General features: G+C 33.8%; 14 protein-coding genes. 8 read left to right on the top strand and 6 right to left on the bottom strand.

The genetic code is table 11. The features are described from left to right. Positions 1–22: 22 nt before the first annotated feature. Positions 23–1,483: an aminoacyl-histidine dipeptidase gene (locus tag BM383_RS06940; RefSeq protein WP_093024394.1), complete on the top strand. Its 1,461-nt coding sequence runs from the start codon at positions 23–25 to the stop codon at positions 1,481–1,483. 74 nt (positions 1,484–1,557) lie between these two features. Here the strand turns inward: BM383_RS06940 and BM383_RS06935 are convergent, their stop codons facing one another. From BM383_RS06935 to BM383_RS06925, 3 genes are read right to left on the bottom strand one after another with little or no spacing between them, the layout of a single operon-like run. Then, positions 1,558–2,721: a peptidylprolyl isomerase gene (locus BM383_RS06935; RefSeq protein ID WP_093024393.1), complete on the bottom strand. Its 1,164-nt coding sequence runs from the start codon at positions 2,719–2,721 to the stop codon at positions 1,558–1,560. 2 nt (positions 2,722–2,723) lie between these two features. Next, complete coding sequence (gldI, locus tag BM383_RS06930; protein WP_093024392.1) at positions 2,724–3,284, bottom strand: gliding motility-associated peptidyl-prolyl isomerase GldI; 561 nt, start codon at positions 3,282–3,284, stop codon at positions 2,724–2,726. Then, positions 3,281–4,306: a DHH family phosphoesterase gene (locus BM383_RS06925; protein ID WP_093024391.1), complete on the bottom strand. Its 1,026-nt coding sequence runs from the start codon at positions 4,304–4,306 to the stop codon at positions 3,281–3,283. Before BM383_RS06925 ends, gldI begins: the two co-directional genes overlap by 4 nt. Before the next feature lie 101 nt (positions 4,307–4,407). Here BM383_RS06925 and BM383_RS06920 point away from each other — a divergent pair, with 101 nt between their 5' ends. Next, positions 4,408–4,830 (top strand): nucleoside-diphosphate kinase, encoded by a 423-nt coding sequence (locus BM383_RS06920; RefSeq protein ID WP_093024390.1) that lies wholly within the window; start codon positions 4,408–4,410, stop codon positions 4,828–4,830. A gap of 63 nt (positions 4,831–4,893) precedes the next feature. Here BM383_RS06920 and BM383_RS06915 read toward each other — a convergent pair whose 3' ends face one another. Continuing rightward, positions 4,894–5,187, bottom strand: coding sequence for a GNAT family N-acetyltransferase (locus tag BM383_RS06915; RefSeq protein WP_093024389.1), 294 nt, complete (start codon positions 5,185–5,187; stop codon positions 4,894–4,896). Between the two features lie 285 nt (positions 5,188–5,472). Between BM383_RS06915 and BM383_RS06910 the strand changes: the two genes are divergently transcribed. The 3 genes from BM383_RS06910 to cls are packed head-to-tail and all read left to right on the top strand — an operon-like array spanning position 5,473 to position 8,585. Further along, positions 5,473–6,144 carry an alpha/beta fold hydrolase gene (locus BM383_RS06910; RefSeq protein WP_093024388.1) on the top strand — a complete coding sequence of 224 codons (672 nt, stop codon included), beginning with the start codon at positions 5,473–5,475 and terminating at the stop codon, positions 6,142–6,144. A gap of 38 nt (positions 6,145–6,182) precedes the next feature. After that, positions 6,183–7,127 carry a lytic transglycosylase domain-containing protein gene (locus BM383_RS06905; RefSeq protein ID WP_093024387.1) on the top strand — a complete coding sequence of 315 codons (945 nt, stop codon included), beginning with the start codon at positions 6,183–6,185 and terminating at the stop codon, positions 7,125–7,127. Next, complete coding sequence (cls, locus tag BM383_RS06900; protein ID WP_093024386.1) at positions 7,128–8,585, top strand: cardiolipin synthase; 1,458 nt, start codon at positions 7,128–7,130, stop codon at positions 8,583–8,585. Positions 8,586–8,589: 4 nt separating this feature from the next. Here cls and BM383_RS06895 read toward each other — a convergent pair whose 3' ends face one another. After that, on the bottom strand, positions 8,590–9,279 hold the full coding sequence (locus BM383_RS06895) for a hypothetical protein (protein WP_093024385.1): 690 nt from the start codon (positions 9,277–9,279) through the stop codon (positions 8,590–8,592). Between the two features lie 167 nt (positions 9,280–9,446). Then, entirely contained in the window at positions 9,447–9,962 is a 516-nt protein-coding gene (locus BM383_RS06890; RefSeq protein WP_093024384.1) for a hypothetical protein, read from the bottom strand. Positions 9,963–10,129: 167 nt separating this feature from the next. Here BM383_RS06890 and rpmH point away from each other — a divergent pair, with 167 nt between their 5' ends. The 3 genes from rpmH (at position 10,130) to BM383_RS06875 (ending at position 13,948) form a co-directional block, all read left to right on the top strand. Then, a complete protein-coding gene (gene rpmH / locus BM383_RS06885) occupies positions 10,130–10,288 on the top strand; it encodes a 50S ribosomal protein L34 (RefSeq protein WP_093024383.1) in 159 nt (52 codons plus the stop codon). A gap of 104 nt (positions 10,289–10,392) precedes the next feature. After that, entirely contained in the window at positions 10,393–13,245 is a 2,853-nt protein-coding gene (gene carB, locus BM383_RS06880; protein WP_093024382.1) for a carbamoyl-phosphate synthase large subunit, read from the top strand. 97 nt (positions 13,246–13,342) lie between these two features. Beyond that, complete coding sequence (locus BM383_RS06875) at positions 13,343–13,948, top strand: porin family protein (RefSeq protein WP_093024381.1); 606 nt, start codon at positions 13,343–13,345, stop codon at positions 13,946–13,948. Positions 13,949–14,011 lie beyond the last annotated feature (63 nt).

Raw genomic sequence — 14,011 nt, 5'->3', positions numbered from 1 at the left:
GTACCAACCTAAAATTAAAAATATGAGTACCGAAATACGAAATCTGGAGCCGAAGCCTTTGTGGAACAAGTTTGCAGATTTAAATTCAGTTCCACGTCCATCTAAAAAAGAAGCGAAAGTTATCGCTTTTATGATGGAGTTTGGAGAAAAATTAGGCTTGGAAACCCTGAAAGATAAAGTTGGGAATGTGATTATCAAAAAACCGGCTACGGCAGGTATGGAAGATCGCAAAGCCATTGTAATGCAATCGCATTTAGATATGGTGTGTCAGAAAAACGCTGATACCGATTTTGATTTTGACACTCAGGGAATTGATATGATTATTGACGGTGACTGGGTAAAAGGAAACGGAACTACGCTTGGTGCCGACAATGGTTTGGGAGTAGCTACGATTATGGCAGTTTTAGAAAGTACCGATATTCCACACCCAGCTTTAGAGGCTTTATTCACCATTGATGAAGAAACCGGAATGACTGGAGCTATTGGACTTGAAGGTGGTTTGTTAGACGGTGAAATTCTATTGAATTTAGATACCGAAGAAGATGATGAAATAGATATAGGATGTGCTGGTGGAGTAGATGTTACGGCTCGCAGAACGTATGAAGAAGAAGAAGTACCGGAAGGAACTGTAGCCTACAGGATTACTGTGAAAGGCTTGCAAGGAGGTCATAGCGGAATGGAAATTCACTGTGGTTTTGGAAACGCTAACAAAATAATGAACCGTTTGTTGTTTGATGGTTTTGAAAATTTTGGGTTACGAATTTCAGAAATCAATGGAGGAGGATTGCGTAATGCGATTCCGCGTGAAAGTTTTGCTACCGTTGTGGTAGATAAAGTGCATCATGATGCATTTGCGTTGGAGTTTAATCAATTGGCGCACGAAATTAAAAAAGAACTAAAAGTAAAAGAACCTAATTTAGTAATTACAGCCGAGAGTGTTGAAGCTCCGGAAGCGGTCATGGAACTAGGAGTTCAGGAAGGAATTACGCGTGCGTTGTATGCGGCTCATAATGGCGTTTACCGAATGAGTGCTTCTATGGACGATTTGGTTGAAACCAGTAACAACATTGCCAGAGTAGTGGTGAAAGATGGAAAGGTGAAAATTAGTTGTTTGACACGTTCTTCTGTGGAGTCTTCTAAATTAGACTTAGCAAATGCATTGCGTGCTAGCTTTGAATTGGCGGGTTGCGAAGTTGAATTTTCAGGAAGTTACCCAGGATGGACACCGAATGTAAATTCTCCAATCTTAAAAGTATTGGAGACAAAGTACGAAGAATTATTTGATGAAAAACCAGGAGTTGTGGCTTGCCACGCTGGATTGGAATGTGGTATTTTAGGTCAGAATTATCCAGATATGGATATGATCAGTTTTGGTCCAACCATTAAAGGAGCGCATTCACCAGATGAAAGAGCTTCTATTTCTTCAGCTCAAAAATATTGGAAGTTTGTGTTAGAGATACTAAAGAACATTCCAAAGAAATAAAACTTTCTGTTGAAAGTGAAAAGTAAAAAAGCTGCCAACTGGCAGCTTTTTTTATGAAATTCTATATTATTTTTTTATTTCTGAGGAGCGGTTGGAGCAGCTTCTGGAGTATAAATACCTTCAATTTCTAAATCAAAAATAAGATCTGCATTTGGTGGAATCACACCTCTACCAGCACCACGCTCACCATATCCTAAGAAAGAAGGGATGAACACACGTACTTTGTCACCCACTTTCATGCTTAACAAAGCTTCTTTAAATCCTGGAATTAAACTAGCGTTGTTGCTGTAGTCCATAGGAATTGGTTCGTATCCTTTCATTTGTTCTCTTCTATGGTCATATTTTCCAAAGTCTTCTGCCACTTCTTTAATGTTAGAATCAAACAAAGATCCGTCTGCAGCTAAGTAACCAGCATAGTTTACCAATACTTTATCCCCTTGAGTAGGAATTTCTCCGGTACCTTCTTCAATAGTGTAAATTTGTAAACCAGAATCTGTAGTAACTGCTTGTTCTTTCTGAGTTGTAGCAGCGTCCAAAACTTTTGCTTTTGCTTTTGCAAGTTTTTCAGCAGCTTCTTTTTCTCTTTTTTCCTTGTCAGCAACATAATCAGCAAAAACTTTTTCAGCTTTAAATTTACGAGCTTCTTTTCCGTTTTTGATGATTTCTACATGGTTAATAATAACAGGGTCTATCGGTTTTTTTCTTGGATTTACTTTCACTTTTGCAATAGTGTCAATCACCTCCAAACCTTTTACAACTTCTCCAAAAACAGTGTGCTTACCGGTTAACCATGGAGTTTCTTTTTGTGTAATGAAAAATTGAGAACCATTAGTATTTGGACCCGAGTTTGCCATAGCTAAAATTCCTTTTCGGTCTAGTTTTAAACTATCAACAAATTCATCATTGAATTTATAACCAGGATCACCAGCACCGGTTCCTAGCGGATCACCACCTTGAATCATAAAATCTTCGATAACTCTGTGGAAAGTAATTCCGTCATAATAGGGTTTACCTTTTAAACTATCGGTAACACTTTCATGGGTTCCTTCTGCAAGCGCAACAAAGTTTGCTACAGTTACTGGTGTTTGATCAAAATATAATTTTACGATCATATCACCTTTGTTGGTTTGAATGTCTGCAAATAAACCGTCTCCTAAGTCTTTATAATTTCTCTTTTGACAACTTGCTATAGAGATCATCATCAGCAAAAATGCTGACATCATTGAGAGTTTTCTCATAATTAATTGGGTATTGAATCTTGTGTTTGTTGTTGAATATCTATGATTTCTAATTGTACTTTTAAAGGCATATTTCTACCTATTCTTTTTCTATCGCCAACATAACCATATGCTAGAGAAGATGGAAAATAGATAATAGCTTCTTCGTTTTCTCCTAGTAATTTTACGGCTCTACGCATTCCTAAGAAAATATTTTCTTGTTTGTCTACCAAATAGTTTATAGTGTCAATACTTTCTTTTGAATAAATGATGTTTCCGTTTACATCTTGTACATTGTACATTAATGTAACTATATCGTCTTCTTTAGGTAGGTAAATTTCAGTAGAATCCTGTTTGATGTAGGAAAACCAAAAACCATCTTTGGAAGCTTGAAAAGAATTGACACTATCATTTTCAATCAATTGTTGAAACATAGCTTCTTCCTTGGCTAACATTTTTTTAGCACGTTCAGCAGATTCTCTGTAAAACGATCCAGAACTACTTGTTACAGGTTTTCTTGGTTCAGGGGTAGAGCATGAACCAAAGCAAAATGTTATACAAATGATGAAAATTAGTTTTTTCATGTATGTGATAATTGAGATTTATGTGTTGCCACAGTTTTTTCAAAATAAGAAACGGTTTCCTCTAAAGTAAGATCGCTTCTTCCGCCAGCTGCATTTTTATGTCCTCCACCATTGAAATGGGCTCTAGCAAATAAATTTACATCAAAATCCCCTTTGGAGCGTAATGATATTTTAACGAAGTCTTCATCAGAATTCGTATTTTCTATAAAGATAACTGCAAATTTTATTCCGTTTAAGGAAAGGCCATAATTTACAAAACCTTCTGTATCACCTTTTTGAAAGTTAAACTCATTCAGTTCTTTTTTACTTAAAGTAATATAAACGGTGTTGAGGTCTTCCAAAACAGTCAAATTCTTCAAAGCACAGCCTAAAAGATGTAATCTACTCAGGGAATTTGTGTCATAAACTGCTGTATGAATTTTAGCGTTATCTGCACCTTTTTCTATAAGATCTGCTACTACTCTGTGCGTAATATTGGTTGTAGATGGGAAACGAAAAGATCCAGTGTCTGTCATAATTCCTGTATACAAACAATTGGCAATTGCACTATTTACAAGTTCAATATCACCTAAAGCATCTATAAAATGATAAACCATTTCACAAGTAGAACTCATGGAAGTATCGGAATAGGTAACCACAGCAAAATCACTTGGAGATTGGTGGTGATCTATCATTATGAAATCTGCGGTGGCTTTCTCTAAAAATGGTTTTAATACATCCACTCTGGAAAAGTCATTAAAGTCTAATGTAAAAATGAGCGAAGCTTCTTCTATTACTTTTATTCCTTCCTTTGGATTTGTATCGTATTTAATAATGGTATCTTCTTCTGGAAGCCATTTCAGAAAATGAGGAAAGTCGTTGGGACTAACTACAATAGGTTCATGTCCTTTTAATTTCAAATAGTGGTATAACCCCAAAGTGGAACCAATAGCATCGCCATCGGGATTTTTATGAGGTATGATTGCTATTTTTTGTGGAGTTGATAAAAGTTCTTCAACTTTTTTTGTGTCAATTGTATTCATAAGCGATGCGAATATACAGATTTTCTGTGGTAAAGATTAAACAATTGTAACAACCTTGTATTTCATGTTAAAAAGACTACTTTTGTTAAAAAAATGACCATATGGCAACGAATAGAACATTTACAATGATTAAGCCTGATGCTGTTGAAAACGGACACATTGGCGCAATAATAGAAAAAATTCAAACGGCTGGTTTCAAAATTGTGGCTATGAAATATACACAATTGAGTGAAGCAGATGCAAAAGCTTTTTACGAAGTTCATAAAGAACGTCCATTTTATGGAGAGTTGGTAGCATTTATGTCTCGCGGACCAATTGTTGCTGCTGTTCTTGAAAAAGATAATGCTGTAGAAGACTTTAGAACTTTAATTGGAGCTACAAATCCTGAAGAAGCGGCAGAAGGTACCATTAGAAAATTATTTGCTACTTCTTTAAGTGAAAATGCAGTTCACGGTTCCGATAGTGATGAAAATGCTGCTATAGAAAGCAATTTCCATTTTTCTGGAAGAGAAATTTATGCTTAAATAGATTTTTGTATGGGATATAAAAAAAGAGGTTCCAAAATTGGAACCTCTTTTTTTTGGTCATCAGATTCTTATACCTACTGGTAAAAGATCTTTGTAAATCATTTTGTGCTTTCTAAGAAACTTAGCGATTTGTGGACTTGTAGGAACAACTCTTCGGTTCGTTTCTCCGATTTTTGAAAGTACGCCACGGATGAATTCATCTGTAAAGGAATCATCTGAAACACTTTCTGGAATCACAAGCTTGGTTAAGAAAATTTTACGCTCTTGAAGTGCGTATTCAATTTTAGCCAACTTACCATCTATTTTTACTTCAAACTGACGTAAAAAATCATTATCATTAATTTCTAAACTCATATTATGGTGTTTTTAAAAAAGATCAATCAATAAAAGAACTTTGGTGTAATTATATCATAATGAATATAACTACTTGAAATTCAGTAAGTAAATGTTTTGTTCTCGAAGCGTTTTAATTAGGGATTTATAACAAACTCAAAATCAACAAATTTCAGAATGCTTTTTAGCTTTCTGAGAATCTGTGTTTGTTTTATTAAAAATGACTTAATTAATTTCCGGGAGTGTGTTACATTTACAGTGCAAATTTACAAAAAATCTTATAATTAGTAAGTTAAGAGCAGAATTATGTCAAAAAAATCAAAAATTCCGGTGTATTTCATGCCGGGAATGGCAGCCAATCATTTAATTTTTGACGGAATAAAATTACCCGAAGATACTTTTGAAGTTTATTTTTTAGAATGGTTGATACCAGAGTTTAAAGAAAGCTTGGAACATTATGCAGAACGATTAACTGAAAACATTCGTCATGAAAATCCTGTTTTGATAGGTGTTTCTTTTGGAGGGATTGTTGTGCAGGAAATGGCTAAGTTTATCAAACTTAGAAAGCTTATTATTATCTCAAGTGTAAAACACGAATCTGAACTTCCTCGAAGAATCAAATTTGCAAGGGTAACAAGGGTTTATAAATTGATTCCGACCAAATTGGTTAAAAATATAGAACTGCTTGCCAAATTTGCGATCGGAGAAACTGTTGTAAACCGAATGGATCTTTATCAAAAGTACCTATCGGTAAGAGATCCCAGATATCTAAGTTGGGCAATACACCAAATAATTAATTGGAAGCAAACTCAATCCAATCTTGAATTGATTCATATTCAAGGCGATAAGGATAAAGTTTTTCCGGTAATAAATATTCAGAATTTCATAGCAGTGAAAGGAGGAACGCATATAATGATTGTGAATCGTTTTAAATGGTTTAACGAATTTTTACCACTTTTAATAACCGAGGAAAGTTAAATTTGTATCTATATTTAAGGAAATTCACCTAGAGGAACATGAGATTGATTAAAAAAATTGCTTTATCTGTTGCAGTGCTTGCTGCTGCTGGAATATTTATTAATGCGGTAAGTAATACTAACGAAAGCGCTCCAAAAGAATCAGAAGATTTACACAACGAATCTGAAGGTGTGGCAAATGTTTATGCTTTGAAAATTCCGGATAGTTTGTCATTTGCAGGGGAAATGATGCCTTATGATGATCCTGAAGTTTTAGAAAGAATAGATAGAGAGTTGCTCGTAAATAATTATTGGCAGTCTAATGCTTTGCTACTTTTTAAAAGAGCTCATAAATATTTTCCTGTAATAGAACCTATTTTGAAAGAATACGGCATTCCAGATGATTTTAAATATTTGGCACTTATAGAAAGTGGTTTGCAAAATGTAGTATCACCGGCAGGAGCAACGGGATTTTGGCAATTAATGGAGCCTACGGCGAAAGAACTTGGACTAGAAGTGAATTCTAATGTAGATGAACGCTATAATTTAAAACTTTCCACTGAGGCGGCTTGTAAATATCTTTTAAAATCAAGAGAGAAGTTTGATAGTTGGACGCTTGCGGCAGCTTCCTACAATGCTGGTCAGGCTGGTATTTCTAAGCAATTGGAAAGACAACAAGTGAGTAATTATTATGACTTGTTACTTGGGCAAGAAACGGGACGTTATGTTTTTAGAATTTTGGCTCTAAAAGAAATTTTAAACCACCCACTTAAATATGGATTTCATTTTCAGGAAGAAGACTTATATGCTCATGATCCAGTTTATGAAGTAAAAGTTGATACTGCTGTTTCAGATTTTGTTGCATTTGCTAAAAACTATCATATTAACTATAAAGTTTTAAAAAGACATAATCCATGGTTGAGAGATACTTTTCTTAACAATAGATCAAGAAAAGAGTATTTTATAGAAATTCCAGAAAAAGGCATTTATCCTCAATACAATTAAATGGTAGCATACATAGAATCTTTAACCGCAATTCAGATAATTTTAGCCATTAACTATCTTTTTGTGGTTGTAGCGCTATTCACGGTACTTTTTAAAAATAACAATCCAACCAAGACGCTTTCTTATATTATAATACTTATTGTATTACCATTTTTTGGGTTGATCGTATACTATCTTTTTGGGCAAGAATATCGTAAGCAAAAGATTTTTAATCGTAAAAATGTATTAAATCAATCTACCATTAAGAAATACCAAAAGGCATTAGCGGTTGATGAAGAGGAATTGGTGAAGCTAGAAGAAGAATTGCTTGATGGTAAGGTTAAACTTATAAAACTCCTCAATTCTAGTGAAGATGCTCCGTTAACACGATGTAATGAAGTAGAGATTATTAGAAACGGAGAAAATACCATTCCCAGAATTGTTGAAGATCTAGAAAAAGCTACATCTTTTATTCATTTAGAATACTACATTATTAGAGATGATGAAACCGGTAATATGATTCTGGATGTTCTTTGTAATAAAGCACAAGAAGGAATAGAAGTGAAGCTTATTTACGATTATGTAGGAAGCAGTTTGTCCAATGCTACCATGGAAAGACTTAGCGTAGCTGGAGTTGAATTTCATCCTTTTATGCCCGTTTATTTTCCAAAGTTTACGAGTAAATTAAATTATAGAGACCATAGGAAAATTGCTATTATCGATGGAAAAATTGGTTATGTAGGTGGTGTGAATATTTCTAATACATATTTCAATGGTAGAAATGATATGTACTGGAGAGATACTCATACACGAATCGTAGGGCAGGCTGTTGGTTCTTTACAAATGCATTTCTTTATGACCTGGGATTTTGTAACAGAAGAAAGCTATGAAATCGTAAATGCTCATTTTCCAAAATGTGAGACGTCTAATAGAACTGCATTACAAATTGCAGCTAGTGGACCAGATACGGATTGGGCAAATATTATGGAAGCAATTTTCACAGCTATAAATATAGCCGAAGATTATGTTTACATAACCACACCATATTTTATTCCTAATGATGAGATGATTACAGCTTTATCTGCAGCAGCAAAAAGTGGAGTGGATGTTAAGATTATAACTCCAGAGCAATCAGATTCTTGGATGGCAAAACATGCCAGCGCTTCTTATTTTGAACGTATGCTGGAATCGGGAGTTCGTATTTTTTATTACCAACCAGGATTTGTTCATGCAAAAACAATGGTAGTGGATGATGTGTTTACAACTATTGGTACGTCAAATATGGATTATAGAAGCTTTAATATCAATTTTGAAATCAATGCTTTAATTTATGACGAAAAGATTTCTGCAGAAGCTCTTTCGCATTTCAAAATAGATTTGGCTGAGAGTAGAGAAGTGGTTCTCGAAGAATGGGAGAAAAGATCTTTTTCTAATAAATTAGCAGAATCGTTTACAAGATTGATGGCGCCTTTATTATAGATTTCTAATTCGTAGCAACAGAAGAAGCTTTATTCTCGATAAGCATTTCTTTTACATATGCTGAGTGATAATTGTAGTTGTCTTCTCTAACAGTTTCTTGATCTGTATAAAAAGGTTGACTTATAGCACCACGCGTAATTGAAATGATACTTTTGTCTTCATTTAAATAATAACAAGTAGGGAAACCAAAGAAGTGTTTTAGTTTACCAACAATATAAGCTCCTCTGTTATCCAATTCATCAAAATATGTTATAGTTACATCAGAAGAAAAATCTTTAGAAGCTTTTCTAGTTTGTTTTTTATTACCCCAATAAAGTACCACGAAATCAATACTTTTCTTATATTTCTTAGCAAGTTGATTGATAGCAGCTATTTCTCCTTCCGTAGTTATGTACCAAGAGGATAGTGTGATAATAACCGTGGGTTTGTCAAAATCATTAATTCTTAAAGATCGCCCTCCAATTTGTTCCACTTGAAAATTATCAAAGTAGGCACCTTTAAAAACTTTTGAAGTAATAGAGTCAAAAAGAAACTTAACCCTGTCCATATCTTTTTCGAGAATCGCTTTATCGCATTCCTCAAGATATTTTTGTCCATTATTAACAATAGCATCAGACAAAAACGTTTTGTTAGTTGTCTGAGCATGAATTGCTAAAGAACATAAAATTAATAATAGAGTAATTCTTTTTGTCATAGAGAATAAATATACGACAAAAATAGTGCTTAATCACTTGGTTTTGAAAAAAAATCAGTTTAAAAACGTAAAAATGTGATTAAACACGTAAAATTACTCTAGTATTAAATTATTGATAATTTTGTATTGCTGAATGTTTATAATTTAACAAGAAAAAAGAAACTTGTTTAAATTCTCTTCATCTGCTGTTGCATCATTTTTATTTGATCAGCCATCATATTTTGCTTATCAAGTTGTTTTGCCTCTTTCAATAATGCTTGTGCTTCTCTTTTTCTTCTTTTTTGCATAGAAATTCCTGCAAGGGTTAGTTTTGCCATGGCTAAATCATAATCCATGGTTAAACCTAGTTTTACGGCTTTCTTTAAATATTTCTCAGCAACGGTAAGATTTGTCTGAGATGCCATGATACCATGTAAGTAGTTATAATATCCTTGTTGCTTTGGTATTAAAGCAGTTTCTGGGTTCTTTATCTTGTTTAGCCATTTACTGGTTCCTTCAAAATCTTGCTTACGCATTCTTAAAAAGGCCATAAGAATAAACTCATTTCTGAAATAGAAAAATATAAATATTAATGAAAGTAAAATGAGCGCAATTCCGTTTCCTATATGTCCTTTGACGAATTCAAAAACTGCCCAGGCAATAATTAAAGCTGCAATTATTAACTTTAAATTTTTATTATACATAATAAGGTGTTAATTTTGGAGTGCAAAGATACTAAAAACAATCAAAAATATTTTTGTAAATAGGTTTGCTTAACTTAAAACTATTTGTATCTTTGCGCCCAGCTTTTTGAAAAAGCAGGTAAGCATTTTAATTTAATAGAGAATAAGGCATTTAAAGATATTTTAAGATGAAAAGAACATTTCAACCATCGAAAAGAAAAAGAAGAAACAAGCACGGTTTTAGAGAAAGAATGGCTTCTGCCAATGGTAGAAAAGTGCTTGCCAGCAGAAGAGCTAAGGGGAGAAAGAAATTAAGTGTTTCTTCAGAGCCAAGACATAAAAAATAATGATGTAGTTTTACTATCATATATGAGGTGTTACTTTATGGAAGTAACACCTTTTTTTGTACCTTTTTAATTCGTAAGTATATAACCTTCACAACTATAATACAATGCCAAAGAGAAAAGATCTAAAATCTATTTTGCTAATAGGATCGGGCCCAATCATCATTGGTCAAGCATGTGAGTTTGACTATTCCGGTTCTCAGGCACTTCGTTCTTTAAGAGAAGATGGTATAGAAACCATCCTTATCAACAGTAATCCGGCAACTATCATGACAGACCCTTCTATGGCAGATCATGTATATTTAAAGCCACTTACCACCAAATCAATTAGAGAAATTCTTGAAAAGCACCCTAATATTGATGCGGTTTTACCTACAATGGGTGGGCAAACAGCCTTGAACCTTTGTATTGAAGCCGACGAAAAAGGTATTTGGGAAGAGAATAATGTAGAAATCATTGGTGTTGATATCGATGCCATTAATATTACTGAAGATAGAGATAAGTTCCGTTTATTGATGGAAAAAATTGGGGTAGCTATGGCACCTCAAGCTACAGCAACTTCTTTCTTAAAAGGTAAAGAAATTGCACAGAAATTTGGTTTCCCATTATGTATTAGAGCATCTTTTACTTTAGGTGGAGCTGGTGCTGCGATTGTATATAATGAAGATGACTTTGAAGAATTATTATCTAGAGGATTGGAGATTTCTCCTATTCATGAGGTAATGATTGATAAAGCCATGATGGGATGGAAGGAGTATGAATTAGAATTGTTGCGTGATAAAAATGATAACGTAGTTATTATTTGTACCATTGAAAACATGGATCCAATGGGAATTCACACAGGAGATTCTATCACAGTGGCTCCAGCTATGACACTTTCTGATAAAACTTTCCAGAAAATGCGTGACATGGCTATCAAAATGATGCGTAGTATTGGTGATTTCGCTGGTGGATGTAACGTTCAGTTTGCAGTAAGTCCAGATGATCAAGAAGATATTATCGCTATTGAAATTAACCCACGTGTATCTCGTTCATCTGCTTTGGCTTCAAAAGCAACAGGTTATCCTATTGCAAAAATCGCTTCAAAATTAGCTATTGGTTATAGTTTAGATGAATTGGATAATCAAATTACAAAATCTACGTCTGCTTTATTTGAGCCTACTTTAGACTACGTAATTGTTAAAATACCAAGATGGAACTTTGATAAGTTCGAAGGATCTGATAGAACTTTAGGACTTCAAATGAAATCTGTTGGTGAAGTAATGGGAATTGGTCGTTCTTTCCAAGAGGCATTACACAAAGCAACTCAGTCGTTAGAAATTAAGCGTAACGGTTTAGGAGCAGATGGTAAAGGTTATACCAACTATGATCAAATTATAGAGAAACTAACATATGCAAGTTGGGATCGCGTATTTGTGATTTATGATGCTATTCAATTAGGAATTCCATTGAGTAGAATTCACGAAATCACAAAAATAGATATGTGGTTCTTAAAGCAATATGAAGAGTTATATCATTTACAAAAAGAGATTGCTACATTTAAGATCGATTCACTGCCAAAGGAGTTACTTCTTGAAGCAAAACAAAAAGGTTATGGTGACCGCCAAATTGCGCATATGCTAGGATGTTTGGAAAGCCAAGTATACAGCAAGCGTGATGAGATGGGCATCAACAGAGTTTATAAATTGGTTGATACGTGTGCGGCTGAGTTCCAAGCTATGACACCATATTATTACTCTACTTTCGAAAGTGAAATCACAGATGTAGACGGAAATACGTACACTTCAAACGAAAGTGTAGTAACCGATAAGAAAAAAATTGTTGTTTTAGGCTCTGGACCAAACCGAATTGGACAAGGAATCGAGTTTGATTATTGTTGTGTACACGGTGTTTTAGCAGCTGCTGAGTGTGGTTACGAAACTATCATGATCAACTGTAATCCTGAAACCGTTTCTACTGATTTTGATACGGCAGATAAATTATATTTTGAACCAGTTTTCTGGGAACATATTTATGATATTATTCGTCATGAAAAACCAGAAGGTGTAATTGTTCAGTTAGGTGGACAAACAGCATTAAAGCTTGCTGAAAAATTAGATAAATACGGAATTAAGATTTTAGGAACCAGCTTCGATGCGTTAGATTTAGCGGAAGATAGAGGTAGTTTCTCAAAATTGTTAGCTGACAATAATATTCCTTACCCAAAATTTGGTGTAGCAGAAACGGCTGATGAAGCTTTGGCTTTGGCAGACGATTTAGATTTCCCATTATTGGTAAGGCCATCGTATGTATTAGGAGGTCAGGGAATGAAAATTGTGATCAACAAGAAAGAATTGGAAGAGCACGTTGTAGATTTACTTCGTAAAATTCCAAATAACAAATTGTTGCTAGACCATTATTTAGATGGAGCTATTGAAGCAGAAGCAGATGCAATTTGTGACGGAGAAGATGTTTACATCATTGGTATTATGGAGCATATTGAGCCTTGTGGAGTTCACTCTGGAGACTCAAATGCAACATTACCTCCATTTAATCTAGGAGATTTGGTTTTACAACAGATCAAAGATCATACACGTAAAATTGCTTTAGAATTAAATACAGTTGGTTTAATCAATATTCAGTTTGCAGTGAAAGATGATGTAGTATATATTATTGAAGCAAACCCAAGAGCATCTCGTACAGTACCATTTATTGCAAAAGCATACAAAGAGCCTTATGTAAACTTTGCTACTAAAGTGATGCTTGGCGAGAAGAAAGTGAAAGACTTTGATTTTAACCCACAATTAGAAGGATACGCAATTAAGCAACCGGTATTCTCTTTCAATAAATTCCCGAATGTAAATAAAAACTTAGGGCCAGAAATGAAGAGTACAGGAGAAAGTATCTTATTTATTGATAGCTTAAAAGATGATGAGTTTTATAACTTATATTCTCGTAGAAAAATGTATTTAAGTAAATAAGAACACTTTCATATAGTATAAAAAAACCTCCTGAAAAGGAGGTTTTTTTATTTTATAACGTTAGATTTGTTGCCGATCATAAATAAACAATCTGATCATGAAAAAACTTACTTTTCTCTTTATTTTATGTGTATTTACCAGTTCAATATATGCACAAAATTCCAAAGGAGATTTTACCTTAGCTCCCAAGGTTGGACTTAATTTATCTAACTATTTTGAATTTGAATCTGATGTTTCTTACAAATCAAGATTAGCACCCAATTTTGGCGTGATTGGCGAATATTTTTTTAGTGAAAAATGGAGTGCAAGATCTGGAATTACGTATGAAAACATGGGAGTGAAAGACTCTTATGATGGTAAAGATAAGTTGCAATACATAACTATTCCATTGAATGCTTCACTTCATTTTGGGAATAAAAATAATTGGTATTTTAATTTTGGGACAACGATTGCATTTCTAACTAATGCGGTGTATGAAGATACCAATGGCAATGAATATGATATCAAAGAAGCATTAGCAAATAATGATTTTGGTATTAACTATGGTCTTGGTTATAGTTTTAGAGTTGCAGAAAAAGTATCATTATTTATTGATTATCAAGAATTCTTCGGGTTTATAAATCCTGATAAGGCAGACGCAATTCCGTTTACAATTCTTAATACAAAATCATCTATAAACGTTGGTGCAATTTTAACCTTGTGATTCAAATAAAAAAAGGAACTCAACTGAGTTCCTTTTTTTTATTATGTTCTTTATATAAATGTG

It is taken from the genome of Pustulibacterium marinum (genome assembly GCF_900116665.1).
Lineage (GTDB): Bacteria > Bacteroidota > Bacteroidia > Flavobacteriales > Flavobacteriaceae > Pustulibacterium > Pustulibacterium marinum.
The sequence above is the reverse complement of the archived record's forward strand: the minus strand, read 5'-3'. Positions and strand labels throughout refer to the sequence as shown.

What these genes read in the sequence shown, in the direction of transcription:
- gldI (WP_093024392.1), bottom strand. Translation starts at nt 3,284, where the DNA reads ATGAAAAAACTAATTTTCATCATTTGTATAACATTTTGCTTTGGTTCA.
- BM383_RS06875 (WP_093024381.1), top strand. Translation starts at nt 13,343, where the DNA reads ATGAAAAAACTTACTTTTCTCTTTATTTTATGTGTATTTACCAGTTCA.
- BM383_RS06905 (WP_093024387.1), top strand. Translation starts at nt 6,183, where the DNA reads ATGAGATTGATTAAAAAAATTGCTTTATCTGTTGCAGTGCTTGCTGCT.
- BM383_RS06920 (WP_093024390.1), top strand. Translation starts at nt 4,408, where the DNA reads ATGGCAACGAATAGAACATTTACAATGATTAAGCCTGATGCTGTTGAA.
- BM383_RS06940 (WP_093024394.1), top strand. Translation starts at nt 23, where the DNA reads ATGAGTACCGAAATACGAAATCTGGAGCCGAAGCCTTTGTGGAACAAG.
- BM383_RS06895 (WP_093024385.1), bottom strand. Translation starts at nt 9,279, where the DNA reads ATGACAAAAAGAATTACTCTATTATTAATTTTATGTTCTTTAGCAATT.
- BM383_RS06935 (WP_093024393.1), bottom strand. Translation starts at nt 2,721, where the DNA reads ATGAGAAAACTCTCAATGATGTCAGCATTTTTGCTGATGATGATCTCT.
- BM383_RS06890 (WP_093024384.1), bottom strand. Translation starts at nt 9,962, where the DNA reads ATGTATAATAAAAATTTAAAGTTAATAATTGCAGCTTTAATTATTGCC.
- BM383_RS06910 (WP_093024388.1), top strand. Translation starts at nt 5,473, where the DNA reads ATGTCAAAAAAATCAAAAATTCCGGTGTATTTCATGCCGGGAATGGCA.
- BM383_RS06915 (WP_093024389.1), bottom strand. Translation starts at nt 5,187, where the DNA reads ATGAGTTTAGAAATTAATGATAATGATTTTTTACGTCAGTTTGAAGTA.
- rpmH (WP_093024383.1), top strand. Translation starts at nt 10,130, where the DNA reads ATGAAAAGAACATTTCAACCATCGAAAAGAAAAAGAAGAAACAAGCAC.
- carB (WP_093024382.1), top strand. Translation starts at nt 10,393, where the DNA reads ATGCCAAAGAGAAAAGATCTAAAATCTATTTTGCTAATAGGATCGGGC.
- cls (WP_093024386.1), top strand. Translation starts at nt 7,128, where the DNA reads ATGGTAGCATACATAGAATCTTTAACCGCAATTCAGATAATTTTAGCC.
- BM383_RS06925 (WP_093024391.1), bottom strand. Translation starts at nt 4,306, where the DNA reads ATGAATACAATTGACACAAAAAAAGTTGAAGAACTTTTATCAACTCCA.